Here is a 13588-nt window from a genome sequence, read left to right on the forward strand (position 1 = left end):
GAAAGGACGAAGGGGCTCATCCTATAGAGCCCTGACATCTAAATTATGATTAACATTACTTTCCCAGATGGCGCTGTTCGTGAATTCGAATCTGGCGTTACAACTTTTGACATTGCACAATCTATCAGCAATTCCCTAGCTAAAAAAGCTCTTGCTGGTAAATTCAACGGCAAATTGATTGACACAACTCGTGCCATCACTGAAGACGGAAGTATCGAAATCGTGACACCTGATCATGAAGATGCCCTTCCAATCTTGCGTCACTCAGCGGCTCACTTGTTTGCCCAAGCAGCTCGTCGTCTCTTCCCAGATATCCATTTGGGTGTCGGCCCAGCCATCGAAGATGGTTTCTACTACGATACGGACAATCAAGCGGGTCAAATCTCTAACGAAGACCTTCCTCGTATCGAAGAAGAAATGAAGAAAATCGTTAAAGAAAACTTCCCATCAATTCGTGAAGAAGTGACTAAGGATGAAGCGCGTGAAATCTTCAAAAACGATCCTTACAAATTGGAATTGATTGAAGAACACTCAGAAGACGAAGGTGGTTTGACTATCTACCGTCAAGGTGAATACGTTGACCTTTGCCGTGGCCCTCACGTGCCATCAACTGGTCGTATCCAAATCTTCCACCTCTTGAATGTTGCAGGTGCTTACTGGCGTGGAAATAGTGACAATGCCATGATGCAACGTATCTATGGTACAGCTTGGTTTGACAAAAAAGATCTTAAAACATATCTTAAACGTCTCGAAGAAGCTAAAGAACGTGACCACCGTAAACTTGGTAAAGAACTTGATTTGTTCATGATTTCTCAAGAAGTCGGTCAAGGGCTTCCATTCTGGTTGCCAAATGGTGCGACTATCCGTCGTGAGTTGGAACGTTATATCGTTGATAAAGAAGTCGCTGCGGGCTACCAACACGTTTATACGCCACCAATTGCTTCTGTGGAATTGTATAAGACTTCCGGTCACTGGGATCATTACCGTGAAGACATGTTCCCTCCAATGGATATGGGAGATGGGGAAGAATTTGTCCTTCGTCCAATGAACTGCCCACACCACATCGAAGTTTACAAACACCATGTTCACTCTTATCGTGAATTGCCAATCCGTATCGCTGAAATCGGTATGATGCACCGTTACGAAAAATCAGGTGCTTTGACAGGTCTTCAACGTGTTCGTGAAATGTCACTTAACGATGGACATACTTTCGTTGCTCCAGAACAAATCGAAGATGAATTCAAGAAAATTCTTCAATTGATCATCGATGTTTATGAAGACTTTAACTTGACGGATTACCGTTTCCGTTTGTCTTATCGTGACCCTGCAGATAAGCACAAATACTTTGACAATGATGAAATGTGGGAAAATGCGCAACGCATGTTGAAAGCGGCTGTTGATGATATGGGTGTTGAGTACTATGAAGCCGAAGGAGAAGCAGCCTTCTATGGACCAAAATTGGATATCCAAGTTAAAACTGCTCTTGGTAAGGAAGAAACTCTTTCTACTATTCAGTTGGACTTCTTGCTTCCAGAACGTTTTGACCTTCACTACATCGGAGCTGATGGTGAAGAACACCGTCCAGTCATGATTCACCGTGGGGTTATCTCAACTATGGAACGCTTCACAGCTATTCTGATTGAAAATTACAAGGGTGCTTTCCCAACATGGCTTGCCCCTCACCAAGTAACCCTTATTCCAGTATCTAATGAAAAACACGTGGACTACGCATGGAAAGTGGCTAAGAAACTTCGTGATCGTGGTGTCCGTGCCGAAGTGGATGAACGTAATGAAAAAATGCAGTTCAAGATTCGTGCTTCTCAAACGCAAAAAATTCCTTACCAATTGATTGTTGGTGACAAGGAAATGGAAGACGGAACTGTTAACGTTCGTCGTTATGGTCAAAAACAAACACACACTGAGACTGTTTCAGAATTTGTAGAGAATATCCTTGCTGATATCGCTCGCAAATCACGCCCAGATGCCGAATAAATAAAGGGTCGGTTAGCTAAGCTAACTGACTTTTTAGTAGGATAAACCATGCCTGTTTTTATGAAAAGACTTTTATTTCTGCTGGGGGCATTCCTAGTCTTATTACTAACTAGCTTTACCTATCATAGATTAGCCTTGCAAAGAGAAAAGGCCTCTCTAACACCTAAAGGTCAACTGGTAGCTGTCAATGGACACAAAATGAGCGTCTTGGTAAAAGGAAACGGTCCGCAAACCCTAGTTTTTCTCTCTGGTGCTGGGACGGCTTCACCAATCTTAGATTTTAAAGATGTGTATGATGGGCTTTCAGACAAGTATAGAATAGTCCTTGTTGAAAGAGCTGGTTATGGTTACAGTGAGGATACGTCTCAGTCAAGGGATGTTGCTGTGGTCCTTTCAGAAACACGTCAAGCACTTGCAAAAGCTCATGTGTCAGGTCCCTATATCGTGATCTCTCATTCGATGGCCTCATTAGAGACGCTCCTCTGGCAGGAAAACTACCCGAGTGAAGTAAAAGCTGTGGTTGGTCTTGATTGGGCCTTTCCAGAAAGTTATTCCCATTTGAAGAGGCATCCTCAGATGTTGCGTCTGGCCCGTTGGGGAAGTCAATTAGGTCTGCTAAGATTACTGCCGAGACAATTATATATGCCTAATGAGAATCTAAGTGATAGTGACCGCCGTCTCTATCAAGAAATAGCTTACAGACAACTCTTGTCGCAAGCTATGTTAAATGAGAGCCTGTGTGTTAAAGAAAATGCTAAGAAGGTGAACTCCACTAGCATCAAGTCACAAATGCCCGTGCTACTCATGGTCTCTAATGGAAAAGGGACAGTATTCAGTCAGGAGCAGTGGCGACACTATGCGATCAGTTTTGCGAAGAATCAGGAAAATATCGAACTGGCGTTTTATGATGCTCCTCATTATTTCTACCACTATCAGACCAAAGAAGTGATTAGAAGCATAGAGGATTTCATACAAGAGACAACTGATTAAATGATTGAGGAGAGATGTGATGCTCATTGGTTCAAAAGCCTTTAATTGCTTATGGAAGGAATGGCAGGAAGAACACCAACCATTGCAAGTACTTCAGTTATTGCTGGCTTATATAGAGATGCCAGAAGACCTATCTGGGGAACTTAAAGAAACCCAAGACTTATTATCTTATTTTGATCCTGACTTGGCGCCTCATGATTCCTTTTGGAAGGCTATTGTTAGGTTAGTAGATTTGGCTTTTCCTGGTGATAGCTTGTCTCAGGAAGGCCTTGTAGAGCGCCAAATTCATCAGCTACGTTACCTGATTTCGAGTCAACAGGCCCAGTATGTGCGGAGGCATTATAAAAAGCCAGGGATGACGGACAAAGAGGCTTTGGCTGCCTATCTCAGATGGAAGCCATTTACCATGTTCGATCAGGGGCGTTTGCACCAGAAGATTGCTGTCCGTGATGGGAAGGTGGTTTATCCTGATGGGATTCCAAGTATCAATCTCAAGATTCTCCTTTATAATCGCATAGAGTTTATTTTGGATAGTCAGGGAAATTTTCTCAATGAGGTCGATGCTGAGAAGGTGACGGAGAGTGGCGTGGTTAATGGCGCCAGTTTCAACTATGGCAATTATAAGCGCCATTGGCAACTGGATGTGGAACCAGTCCAACCACATGATCCTAACTATCGTAATCGGATGACAAAGGGCTTTCGATCTCCTAACAAATTGAGAAAGAAGTGGGGACGGAAAGCACCCGAACAGTTTGATAAATCTTTCTACAATCCAAAAGGTATCTATGCCCAATCTCATAGGTCTTTGGCAAATGATGTCAAACGCCAAGCCAGAGCTTTTCTCGCTATGGTTTATGGCTTCAAACCGTTCCATACAAAGTAATCAAAGGAGTTTAATATGTCTAAACAACCCCAAAATAATAAGGGAACGGCGGTCCTAGGATCGCTAGTCTTTATGGCCTTATACGCCTTAGGTATTTGGCACAATGCTGTCCGAGGAAATATTCCCTTCCTCATTCTTTGGAGTGTCTTACTCCTTGTTAATATCAGCTATCTGATTTTCCGCTTGAAAAAATAAAAAATAAGACAGACCAGAATTATTGTGTATTCAGGTCTGTCTTATTTTTTATATTCAATTATAGCTTACCACTTGCTTTCTTCTGGGATAATAATCCAGCAAATGATGTAGAAAAGAAAACCTGTTCCAAATAAGAAGATCGCTGCAGCCCAAATAAGGCGAATAATGACAGGGTCAATTTCAAGATAATTGGCGATACCAGAACAAACACCGGCGATGATCTTGTTGTTTGGATCTCGTCTGAGTTCTTTTTTCATATGATTTACCTCCGTATGGCCTTATTATATCATAACTATTTGAAACCTAGTATTAGTTTTAAGGAAGCATGAAATAGACGATTCCCATGTATTGAAGAGCTGAAGCCAACATGATAAAGAGGTGCCAAATCATGTGGAAGTATGGCTTTTTCTTAGCATAGAAGGCGGCACCGATAGTGTATGACAATCCTCCAGCAAGCATGAGTCCCCAAAAAGCAGGTCCTGTCTTAGTGATGATAGCAGGGATAATGAAGATTACCAACCAACCCATCATCAAATAGAGGAAGAGAGAGAACTTTTCATTGATTTTTTTGGCAAAGATTTTGTAGAGAATACCAAAAATCGTTGTTCCCCATTGGAGGACGATGATGCTGTAACCTAGCCAACCGCCAACTAGCGAGAGGGCAACAGGCGTATAGCTCCCAGCAATGGCAATGTAAATCATGCTGTGGTCAATGATACGTAGGACCATTTTGTGGGGTGAGTTGTAATCCATGGCATGGTAGATGGCTGAGCTCAAAAACATGAGGAAGAGGCTGATGACGAAAACAGACATTCCTACAGCAGCAGTCATGCCATAACCGTTGTTGGCATGGACGGCAGTGATTGGCAATAGGACCAGCATGGCTATAGCTCCGACAGCATGAGTCACGCTATTAGCCACTTCCTCACCAAAGCTAAGTTTTTTACTGAGTTTGAGGTTGGGAGAAGTATTAAAAGTAGCAGTATTAGACATTGTTTCCTCCTTCAAGGTCGTTCAAAAGTTGATGGGTAGCTCGGTAGCACTGTAGGGTCTGACAGGCCGATAAGATGACTTGCGGTGCATCCTGGGGAATTTGACCATTCATGCAGGCGACAAAGTCATTGTAGTAGGCCTTCTGGCTTTCAGCATCTGTTCGTAGAATTTCCAAGGTTTTCGCAATCTCAGAAATCTCAAAAACGGTCTTTAGACTCGTAATCACAATAAGTCTGGCTACTTGAGCAGCATTGTATTTTTTCTTGATAGGTTTTGCGACATGGCCATGCTTGACATAATTATTGACCATAGAGGCGGTTAGCCCCTTGTCGTTTGGTCCCAAAGTGCTCTGGGTGACCTGATTGACATAGAGCAAAACCTGATCCAAATAGAGTTCAATCTCTGGTAATTCCTCCCAGAGAGGGTAGTGTTGTGTTGTCAAATTATAAAAACCTCTTTATCTAGTTTCCATAACTAGATTATAACATTATAGAAATTCAAGTCAAGTCAGAACTCGTGAGACATAAAAAAGATGTTGAGATAATATTTCCAACATCTTTTTTATTTATTCGATAAGATTATGTGATTTTTTGGACTGTTCTTCTATCACTTTGATGAGTTTCTAAGTTTCTCTAGAATTGCTTGAGCAGTTTCCTGATTCATATGTTTGGCCTTGAGAAGCTCAGTCAAAACTTGAGGCATTTCTTCGGGACTAGCTCCGGCTAACAGGGCCAGAGATTTAGCTTGGAGTTTCATATGCCCTGCTTGGATTCCTGTTGAGGTCAATGCTTTTAGGGCAGCCAGATTTTGGGCCAGTCCAAGAGAGACGATGATACTGGCAAGGGTTCTGGCATCTGGGTGGTTCAACAAGTCATGGGCAATAGATACACTCGGATTAAGTCCAATAGAACCACCACGGGTTGCAATAGGCATGGGTAGGGTTAATTCTCCCACCAGTTCCTTAGCCTCCTGATCATAGGTCCATGTAGACAGGCCACGGTAGCTCCCATCCTTGCTAGCATAGGCGTGGCTTCCCGCCTCAACTGCTCGCCAATCATTTCCAGTTGCTATAACTAGGGCATCGATACCATTGAAAATTCCCTTATTATGGGTAGCTGCTCGGTAAGGGTCTACCTGAGCCAGTTGGCTGGCTAGTTCTATCTTCTTGGCTAGGTCATGGGCTTCTTCCTTATTTCGACTGAGGAAGCGTGTGCTAAGACGGCAAGTCGCTGTCACAAGGCTTTCGGTAGCTAGATTTGAGAGAATGGCCATGAGGCTTTGACCTTGGGAGAGATTTTCCAATTCTGGTACCAGCGCTTCCATCATGGTGTTGACCATATTGGCTCCCATAGCTTCTTGGGTATCAACGGCTAGATAGACAATGAGGAAGTCTCCCTTGGTGTCAGTCCAGAGCTTGCGTGGCCCTCCCCCACGTTTAACGATAGAAGGGTGGGCTTCTTTAGCAATCTCTATAAGCTCTTGACTAGCTGCATGAATTTTACTTGAAGCAGTGGCTTTATCGGGGACATCAAAGAGGGCGACTTGCCCAATCATCTGACGGTCATGAATCGTTGTTGTGAAACCGCCAGAGCGCTTAATGAGCTTATTGGCATAAGAAGCAGCAGCTACAACAGAAGGCTCCTCAGTAACCATGGGAACCTGATAGGTCACGCTATCAACCAACACATCTGGGCAAATGGCAAAGGGAAGTGTAAAGCGACTAATGACATTTTCAGCCATTTGATTGGCGGTTTCAAGAGAAAGTTGGTGATCATTATCCAGAAGATTTTGATTTTCCTGAGACAAAAGAGCATTATTTTTCAAATGCTCTTTGCGTTCTTGCGGTGTCTTCTTGGAAAAACCTGTCCAAGAGAGTTTAGTCATATTAATTTCCTTTATAGATACGTTGGTGTTCAGAGATTTCAGTCAGTCGAAAAGGGCCAGTTTGGTATGTAGCGAATTGGGTTGATCCGGTGTCATCTAACTGAGCTTCTTCATAGAAAAGTTTTTCATAGTCGGCAACACTTAACTTTTGACGTTTGGCAAAGGTATCTAGACGATCTGAACGAAGCAGGTCTTTGTAGCCCTCAACCAGACGTCCTGAGAAAATTTCGGAGACAGCTCCAGAACCATAAGAGAAGAAGCCAATCTTGTCTCCAGCTTTAAGGTCTTGCGACTGTTCAAGCAAGGAAAGAAGTCCAAGATAAAGTGACCCTGTATAGATATTCCCGATTTGACGACTATAGGTAATAGAAGCTTCGAAGTTACTTGTGAGACGCTCTTTGTTCTCTGGGTTCAAATCTTTTGGAATAATCTTGTTAAGTCCCTTAAGAGCCAATTTGGGATAAGGAAGGTGAAGGCAGAAAGCTGCAAAATCAGTGAAATCTGCTTGATGACGTTCCTGGTAAGCTGACCAAGTGGTTTTCAAACTGTCAAGGTACTGTTTGGTTGAATAAATGCCTTGAACATAAGGCGTTGAACTGTAGTTGGGACGCCAAAAATCCATGACATCACGAGTTTGTGCCACATTATCATCAGCAAGCTCCAAGATACGAGGATCCTGACTGACTAGCATAGCTACAGCCCCAGCCCCCTGAGTAGACTCTCCAGAGGAACCTACACCATAACGGGCAATGTCACTAGCGATAACCAGAACCTTGCTATCCGGATGGGCTGCTACATGTAATTTAGCATAGTTCAGTCCGGCAGTTGCCGCATAGCAGGCTTCCTTCATTTCGAAAGAACGGGCAAAAGGTTGAATGTTGAGAAGACTGTGGACATAAACTGCAGCAGCCTTTGATTGGTCAATGGAAGACTCGGTCGCCACAATGACCATATCAATGGCTTTCTTGTCTTTGTCACTTAAAATGTCAGCGGCTGCATCAGAAGCAAGTGTCACGATATCTTCTGTAATCGGCGTAATGCTAGTTGCATCAAGCATCAACCCCTTGCTGAATTTTTCCGGCTCTGCCCCACGGGCAAGAGCTAGATCCGCCATGTTTAGAACATATTGACTGGTCGCAAAACCAATCTTGTCAATTCCAATAGACATATGATGTTTCCTTTTTTCTTCATTGTAGAGCATCCAGAGGATACTAATCTATAGTGATTTTACCATAAAAGAGCGCTTTCGCCTTGAAAAAACTTTGATAGTTAGTAATATCTTATTTTTTGATAAGGGCTAGAGGATTTTACAAGATTTTCCTTGGGGGAACATGACCCTTTTGTTTCTCATTTGAAGTAGAATAAGGTAAAATTGAAATGGTACTCTACTATTTTTTTAGCTATGTTAGAAAAGTAAAATTGTTGTTAGAGATTGAAATCATTGCGAACGTTAAGTGAGACTTTCCGCTGTGAGAGTAGTGTCTGTAAATAAAGTGTTTTGTTTACAGACACTCGGAATTTTTGAGACCATAGGCTTAAAAATTAGTCTTGGAACTTCGTAGAAGTTCGTAGACTTCCGTAAACACTTAAGGAAAGTCTCAAAAAATACTTTGTTTTTAAATAGAATAAAGAGGAAAATCATGACAAAAGCAGATACTATTTTTAAAGAAAATATCACTAAAATCATGGAAGAAGGTGTTTGGTCGGAGCAAGCACGTCCCAAATACAAGGATGGTACTACGGCCAATTCCAAATATATCACAGGTTCTTTTGCAGAATATGATTTAAGTAAGGGAGAGTTTCCAATTACGACTCTTCGTCCTATCGCTATCAAATCTGCCATCAAAGAAGTGTTCTGGATTTATCAAGACCAGACAAACAGCTTAGATGTCCTTGAAGATAAGTATAATGTCCACTATTGGAATGATTGGGAAGTTGAAGACGTGCCTGCTAATAATGGGGACAAGCGTTCAATTGGTCAGCGTTATGGGGCGGTTGTTAAGAAACACGACATCATTAATCGTTTACTAGCCCAGTTAGAGGCCAATCCTTGGAATCGCCGTAATGTCATTTCTCTTTGGGATTATGAAGCCTTCGAGGAGACAGCGGGGCTTCAGCCTTGTGCCTTTCAGACCATGTTTGACGTTCGTCGTGTGGGTGAGGACATTTATTTGGATGCGACCTTGACGCAGCGCTCCAACGATATGTTGGTGGCCCATCACATTAATGCCATGCAGTATGTGGCTCTTCAGATGATGATTGCCAAGCATTTTGGCTGGAAAGTTGGTAAGTTCTTTTATTTTGTCAATAACCTCCATGTTTATGACAATCAATTTGAGCAAGCCGAGGAACTTCTCAAGCGTCAACCGTCTGACTGCCAACCACGCTTGATCCTTAATGTTCCTGATGGAACTAATTTTTTCGATATCAAACCAGAAGATTTTGAATTGGTGGACTATGATCCTGTTCAACCCCAACTCAAATTTGACTTAGCAATTTAATAAATGCTTATGATTTAAGCCCATAAAGAGCTGGCAAAGTTTTTCCAAGCTCTTTTTCTCTTTTTTTGTTAGAATGGATTGTAAACGTAAAAAGAAAAGGAAATACTGTGTCTAAACAACTCATTGCTATTTGGGCAGAAGCTCATAACCATGTTATTGGGAAGAATCACACCATGCCTTGGCATTTACCTGCTGAACTGGCACATTTCAAAAAAACAACCATGGGTTCAGCTATTCTTATGGGGCGTGTGACCTTTGATGGTATGAATCGCCGTTGTCTACCAGGACGTGAAACCTTGATTTTGACACGAGACAAGGACTTTAGCTGTGAGGGTGTGAGAGTGGTGACTAGTGTTGAGGAAGCTCTATCTTGGTTTGAACAGCAAGATAAGGACCTCTATATTGCTGGCGGTGCTGGTGTCTACAAGGCTTTTGATGGTCACTATGATGCACTCGTTAAGACAACTATCGAGGCTGATTTAGAGGGAGACACGTATTTTCCACAACTAGATATGACGGCATTTAAAGAGGTATCACGACATCTAGTGGTTAAGGATGATAAAAATGCCTATGATTTTAGCGTAAGTCGCTATGAAAAAGAAGGAGACTAGGTTCATGCAACGTAGTGTTTTTGGATTATTTACTGCATTATTGGGAGTACTATGTGTATTGTCCGCCATCCCTGCCTTTCGTAAGAAACGTTATGGTTTAGCAGTTTTTCTCTTATTAAATGCTTTTACTAACCTTGTCAATACTATTCACGCCTTCTATGGCACCCTATTTTAGAAAAGAGTGAGGAATAAATGGCTGGAAATCGTAATGAAGAAATGGTTTATTGTTCGTTTTGCGGCAAAAACCAAGAAGAAGTAAAGAAAATTATCGCCGGCAATGGCGTTTTCATCTGTAATGAATGTGTGGCCTTGTCACAAGAAATTATTCGTGAAGAAATGGCAGAGGAAGTTTTGGCTGACTTGGCTGAAACACCAAAGCCAAAAGAACTTTTGGATATTTTGAACAACTATGTCGTAGGGCAAGATCGTGCTAAACGTGCCTTGGCAGTAGCTGTTTACAACCACTATAAACGTATCAACTTCACCGAAAGTCGTGAAGACAACGAAGTGGAACTGCAAAAATCAAATATTCTTATGATTGGACCAACAGGTTCAGGGAAGACTTTCTTAGCTCAGACCTTGGCTCGTAGTTTGAATGTACCTTTTGCAATTGCTGATGCCACTTCATTGACAGAGGCAGGTTATGTGGGTGAGGATGTGGAAAATATCCTCCTCAAACTCATTCAAGCCGCAGATTTCAATATTGAACGTGCGGAACGTGGTATCATCTATGTCGATGAGATTGATAAAATTGCCAAAAAAGGTGAGAATGTTTCCATCACTCGTGACGTTTCAGGTGAAGGGGTTCAACAAGCCCTCTTGAAAATTATTGAAGGAACAGTGGCCAGTGTTCCCCCTCAAGGTGGTCGTAAACACCCTAACCAAGAGATGATTCAAATCGATACGAAGAATATTCTCTTCATCGTGGGTGGTGCTTTTGATGGTATCGAAGATATCGTTAAGCAGCGTCTGGGTGAGAAAATCATTGGTTTTGGTCAAAATAATAAGGCAATTGATGATGATTCATCCTATATGCAAGAAATCGTCGCTGAAGATATCCAAAAGTTCGGCCTTATCCCTGAGTTTATCGGACGTTTGCCAGTCCTCGCTGCCCTTGAACAGTTAACGGTTGATGACTTGGTTCGTATCTTGACAGAGCCAAGAAATGCCTTAGTTAAACAGTATCAAACTCTCTTGTCTTATGATGGTGTTGAACTTGAGTTTGATCAGGAGGCGCTTGGGGCTATTGCAAGCAAGGCAATCGAACGTAAGACAGGTGCTCGTGGACTTCGCTCTATCATTGAAGAAGTCATGATGGATGTCATGTTTGAAATTCCGAGTCAGGAAGATGTCACAAAGGTTCGCATCACCAAAGAAGCTGTTGATGGCACTGCTTCACCGATTATGGAAACGGTGTAAAGGGGGATGTATGGCTGAAGAACAAGTCCTAAATACCCATAATGCTGAGATTCTGCTCAGTGCAGCAAATAAGAGCCATTACCCGCAAGATGACCTGCCTGAAGTTGCCCTTGCAGGACGTTCAAATGTTGGTAAATCAAGCTTTATCAACACACTTCTTGGTCGTAAAAACCTTGCCCGTACTTCTGGAAAACCTGGAAAAACACAATTGCTCAATTTCTACAATATTGACGACAAGTTACGCTTTGTGGATGTTCCAGGCTACGGTTATGCCCGTGTGTCCAAAAAAGAACGTGCCAAATGGGGGAAAATGATTGAGGAATACCTCGTGACTCGAGACAATCTTCGTGTGGTTGTTAGCTTGGTTGACCTTCGACATGAACCAACCCAGGACGATATCCAAATGTATGAATTCCTCAAGTATTATGAAATTCCAGTTATTGTCGTAGCGACTAAGGCTGACAAGATTCCTCGCGGAAAATGGAACAAGCACGAATCCGTCATAAAGAAAAAACTTAATTTCGATAAGAATGACCATTTCATCGTCTTTTCATCTGTCACACGTGACGGTTATGATGAAGCATGGGATACGATTTTGTCAGAATTGTGAGAAGAGCTCGGAGAAATCCGAGTTTTTTTTGTGATAGTTTGTGTCTATCTCTTTGATAGTTTCCACCTATTATCCAAGGAGATGATATTGTGATAAGCTTGTTTTATTACATTTTTGGAGGAATTTATGGAAAACCATAATTATGAAAATGAAGGTCAGTTCCAACGGAAGATGACTTCACGCCACCTCTTTATGCTATCGCTGGGTGGTGTCATTGGTACTGGTCTCTTCTTGAGCTCAGGCTATACGATTGCACAAGCGGGTCCCCTCGGTGCTATCCTATCTTATCTTGTGGGAGCTATCGTTGTTTACTTGGTCATGCTTTCATTGGGGGAGTTAGCAGTAGCTATGCCAGTGACGGGGTCCTTCCACACCTATGCTACTAAGTTTATTAGTCCGGGAACCGGCTTTACAGTAGCCTGGCTTTATTGGATTTGTTGGACGGTTGCCTTGGGAACAGAATTTTTGGGTGCTGCTATGTTGATGCAACGTTGGTTTCCATCAGTTCCGGCTTGGATTTTTGCAGCCTTCTTTGCCTTAGTGATTTTTGGTATTAATGCTTTGAGCGTGAGGTCTTTTGCGGAAGCGGAATCCTTCTTCTCGTCAATAAAAGTCATTGCTATCTTGGTCTTCATCATTCTCGGTCTTGGAGCAATGTTTGGTTTGGTGAGTTTTGATGGTCACCATGAGGCTATTATGTTTAAGCATTTGACGGCTAATGGTCTCTTTCCAAATGGTGGTCTTGCCATTGTGTCAGTCATGTTGGCTGTTAATTATGCCTTTTCGGGAACAGAGTTAATCGGTATTGCAGCTGGTGAAACAGACAATCCTAAAGAAGCTGTTCCACGTGCTATTAAAACAACTATTGGACGCTTGGTTATCTTCTTTGTCTTGACCATTGTGGTTTTGGCTTCGCTTCTTCCCATGAAAGAAGCAGGGGTATCCTCAGCCCCTTTCGTTGATGTTTTTGACAAGATGGGGATTCCATTTGCGGCGGACATCATGAACTTTGTTATTTTAACTGCTATCCTTTCTGCAGGAAATTCAGGTCTTTATGCGTCAAGTCGTATGCTTTGGTCTTTGGCCAATGAGGGAATGCTTAATAAAAAGTTAGTGAAAATCAATAAGCACGGTGTTCCAATGACAGCTCTTTTGATTTCCATGGCCGGAGCAGTTTTATCACTCTTTTCAAGTATCTATGCTGCAGATACGGTTTATCTAGCTTTGGTATCAATCGCTGGTTTTGCAGTTGTAGTTGTTTGGCTTTCTATTCCTATGGCACAGCTTAATTTCCGTAAACAGTGGAAGCTAGAACATTCCGAAGACGAACTGGACTATAAGACACCGTTTAATCCTGTCCTTCCTTATATCACAATCGTTCTATTGGCTATTTCTGTGATTGGGATTGCTTGGGATAGTTCACAACGTGCGGGGCTCTACTTTGGTATTCCTTTCATGATTTTCTGTTACCTTTATCACTACCTTCGCTTTAAAAAATGGTAAGGAGGCC

General features: G+C 42.3%; 15 protein-coding genes. 10 read left to right on the plus strand and 5 right to left on the minus strand.

Annotated elements, in window-relative coordinates; all coding sequences use genetic code 11:
- The first annotated feature begins 45 nt into the window (after positions 1–45).
- The 4 genes from thrS to HMPREF0848_RS01070 are packed head-to-tail and all read left to right on the plus strand — an operon-like array spanning position 46 to position 4060.
- Entirely contained in the window at positions 46–1992 is a 1947-nt protein-coding gene (gene thrS / locus HMPREF0848_RS01055) for a threonine--tRNA ligase (protein WP_008534057.1), read from the plus strand.
- 48 nt (positions 1993–2040) lie between these two features.
- Positions 2041–2982, plus strand: coding sequence for an alpha/beta fold hydrolase (locus HMPREF0848_RS01060; protein ID WP_008534058.1), 942 nt, complete (start codon positions 2041–2043; stop codon positions 2980–2982).
- 19 nt (positions 2983–3001) lie between these two features.
- Positions 3002–3865: a DUF3114 domain-containing protein gene (locus HMPREF0848_RS01065; RefSeq protein ID WP_037608738.1), complete on the plus strand. Its 864-nt coding sequence runs from the start codon at positions 3002–3004 to the stop codon at positions 3863–3865.
- Between the two features lie 15 nt (positions 3866–3880).
- On the plus strand, positions 3881–4060 hold the full coding sequence (locus HMPREF0848_RS01070) for a hypothetical protein (protein WP_008534060.1): 180 nt from the start codon (positions 3881–3883) through the stop codon (positions 4058–4060).
- Between the two features lie 65 nt (positions 4061–4125).
- Here HMPREF0848_RS01070 and HMPREF0848_RS01075 read toward each other — a convergent pair whose 3' ends face one another.
- From HMPREF0848_RS01075 to HMPREF0848_RS01095, 5 genes are all read right to left on the minus strand, one after another.
- A complete protein-coding gene (locus HMPREF0848_RS01075; protein WP_008534062.1) occupies positions 4126–4317 on the minus strand; it encodes a PspC domain-containing protein in 192 nt (63 codons plus the stop codon).
- 58 nt (positions 4318–4375) lie between these two features.
- Positions 4376–5053, minus strand: a complete 678-nt coding sequence (trhA, locus tag HMPREF0848_RS01080; RefSeq protein ID WP_008534063.1) for a PAQR family membrane homeostasis protein TrhA — start codon at positions 5051–5053, stop codon at positions 4376–4378.
- Complete coding sequence (locus HMPREF0848_RS01085) at positions 5046–5495, minus strand: DUF1836 domain-containing protein (protein ID WP_008534065.1); 450 nt, start codon at positions 5493–5495, stop codon at positions 5046–5048. Before HMPREF0848_RS01085 ends, trhA begins: the two co-directional genes overlap by 8 nt.
- Positions 5496–5659: 164 nt before the next feature.
- Entirely contained in the window at positions 5660–6937 is a 1278-nt protein-coding gene (locus HMPREF0848_RS01090; protein WP_008534067.1) for a hydroxymethylglutaryl-CoA reductase, degradative, read from the minus strand.
- Between the two features lies 1 nt (position 6938).
- Positions 6939–8105 (minus strand): hydroxymethylglutaryl-CoA synthase, encoded by a 1167-nt coding sequence (locus tag HMPREF0848_RS01095; protein ID WP_037608740.1) that lies wholly within the window; start codon positions 8103–8105, stop codon positions 6939–6941.
- A 472-nt stretch (positions 8106–8577) separates the two neighbouring features.
- On the opposite strand from HMPREF0848_RS01095, the gene HMPREF0848_RS01100 reads away from it, so the two are divergent.
- From HMPREF0848_RS01100 to HMPREF0848_RS01125, 6 genes are all read left to right on the plus strand, one after another.
- Complete coding sequence (locus HMPREF0848_RS01100; RefSeq protein ID WP_008534070.1) at positions 8578–9438, plus strand: thymidylate synthase; 861 nt, start codon at positions 8578–8580, stop codon at positions 9436–9438.
- A 107-nt stretch (positions 9439–9545) separates the two neighbouring features.
- The gene (locus tag HMPREF0848_RS01105) at positions 9546–10049 is read left to right on the plus strand and encodes a dihydrofolate reductase (protein WP_008534071.1); all 504 of its coding nucleotides are present in this window, start codon (positions 9546–9548) and stop codon (positions 10047–10049) included.
- A 4-nt stretch (positions 10050–10053) separates the two neighbouring features.
- On the plus strand, positions 10054–10224 hold the full coding sequence (locus tag HMPREF0848_RS10595; RefSeq protein WP_008534072.1) for a hypothetical protein: 171 nt from the start codon (positions 10054–10056) through the stop codon (positions 10222–10224).
- Positions 10225–10241: 17 nt separating this feature from the next.
- The gene (gene clpX / locus HMPREF0848_RS01115; protein ID WP_008534073.1) at positions 10242–11468 is read left to right on the plus strand and encodes an ATP-dependent Clp protease ATP-binding subunit ClpX; all 1227 of its coding nucleotides are present in this window, start codon (positions 10242–10244) and stop codon (positions 11466–11468) included.
- A gap of 10 nt (positions 11469–11478) precedes the next feature.
- Positions 11479–12078: a ribosome biogenesis GTP-binding protein YihA/YsxC gene (yihA, locus tag HMPREF0848_RS01120; protein ID WP_008534074.1), complete on the plus strand. Its 600-nt coding sequence runs from the start codon at positions 11479–11481 to the stop codon at positions 12076–12078.
- A 126-nt stretch (positions 12079–12204) separates the two neighbouring features.
- Positions 12205–13581 carry an amino acid permease gene (locus HMPREF0848_RS01125; protein WP_008534075.1) on the plus strand — a complete coding sequence of 459 codons (1377 nt, stop codon included), beginning with the start codon at positions 12205–12207 and terminating at the stop codon, positions 13579–13581.
- Positions 13582–13588 lie beyond the last annotated feature (7 nt).

Source organism: Streptococcus sp. C150 (genome assembly GCF_000187445.1).
GTDB classification, from domain to species: Bacteria; Bacillota; Bacilli; order Lactobacillales; family Streptococcaceae; genus Streptococcus; species Streptococcus raffinosi.

What these genes read in the sequence shown, in the direction of transcription:
- trhA (WP_008534063.1), bottom strand. Translation starts at nt 5,053, where the DNA reads ATGTCTAATACTGCTACTTTTAATACTTCTCCCAACCTCAAACTCAGT.
- HMPREF0848_RS01125 (WP_008534075.1), top strand. Translation starts at nt 12,205, where the DNA reads ATGGAAAACCATAATTATGAAAATGAAGGTCAGTTCCAACGGAAGATG.
- HMPREF0848_RS01095 (WP_037608740.1), bottom strand. Translation starts at nt 8,105, where the DNA reads ATGTCTATTGGAATTGACAAGATTGGTTTTGCGACCAGTCAATATGTT.
- HMPREF0848_RS01070 (WP_008534060.1), top strand. Translation starts at nt 3,881, where the DNA reads ATGTCTAAACAACCCCAAAATAATAAGGGAACGGCGGTCCTAGGATCG.
- HMPREF0848_RS01060 (WP_008534058.1), top strand. Translation starts at nt 2,041, where the DNA reads ATGCCTGTTTTTATGAAAAGACTTTTATTTCTGCTGGGGGCATTCCTA.
- HMPREF0848_RS01100 (WP_008534070.1), top strand. Translation starts at nt 8,578, where the DNA reads ATGACAAAAGCAGATACTATTTTTAAAGAAAATATCACTAAAATCATG.
- HMPREF0848_RS01090 (WP_008534067.1), bottom strand. Translation starts at nt 6,937, where the DNA reads ATGACTAAACTCTCTTGGACAGGTTTTTCCAAGAAGACACCGCAAGAA.
- thrS (WP_008534057.1), top strand. Translation starts at nt 46, where the DNA reads ATGATTAACATTACTTTCCCAGATGGCGCTGTTCGTGAATTCGAATCT.
- HMPREF0848_RS10595 (WP_008534072.1), top strand. Translation starts at nt 10,054, where the DNA reads ATGCAACGTAGTGTTTTTGGATTATTTACTGCATTATTGGGAGTACTA.
- clpX (WP_008534073.1), top strand. Translation starts at nt 10,242, where the DNA reads ATGGCTGGAAATCGTAATGAAGAAATGGTTTATTGTTCGTTTTGCGGC.
- HMPREF0848_RS01075 (WP_008534062.1), bottom strand. Translation starts at nt 4,317, where the DNA reads ATGAAAAAAGAACTCAGACGAGATCCAAACAACAAGATCATCGCCGGT.
- yihA (WP_008534074.1), top strand. Translation starts at nt 11,479, where the DNA reads ATGGCTGAAGAACAAGTCCTAAATACCCATAATGCTGAGATTCTGCTC.
- HMPREF0848_RS01065 (WP_037608738.1), top strand. Translation starts at nt 3,002, where the DNA reads ATGCTCATTGGTTCAAAAGCCTTTAATTGCTTATGGAAGGAATGGCAG.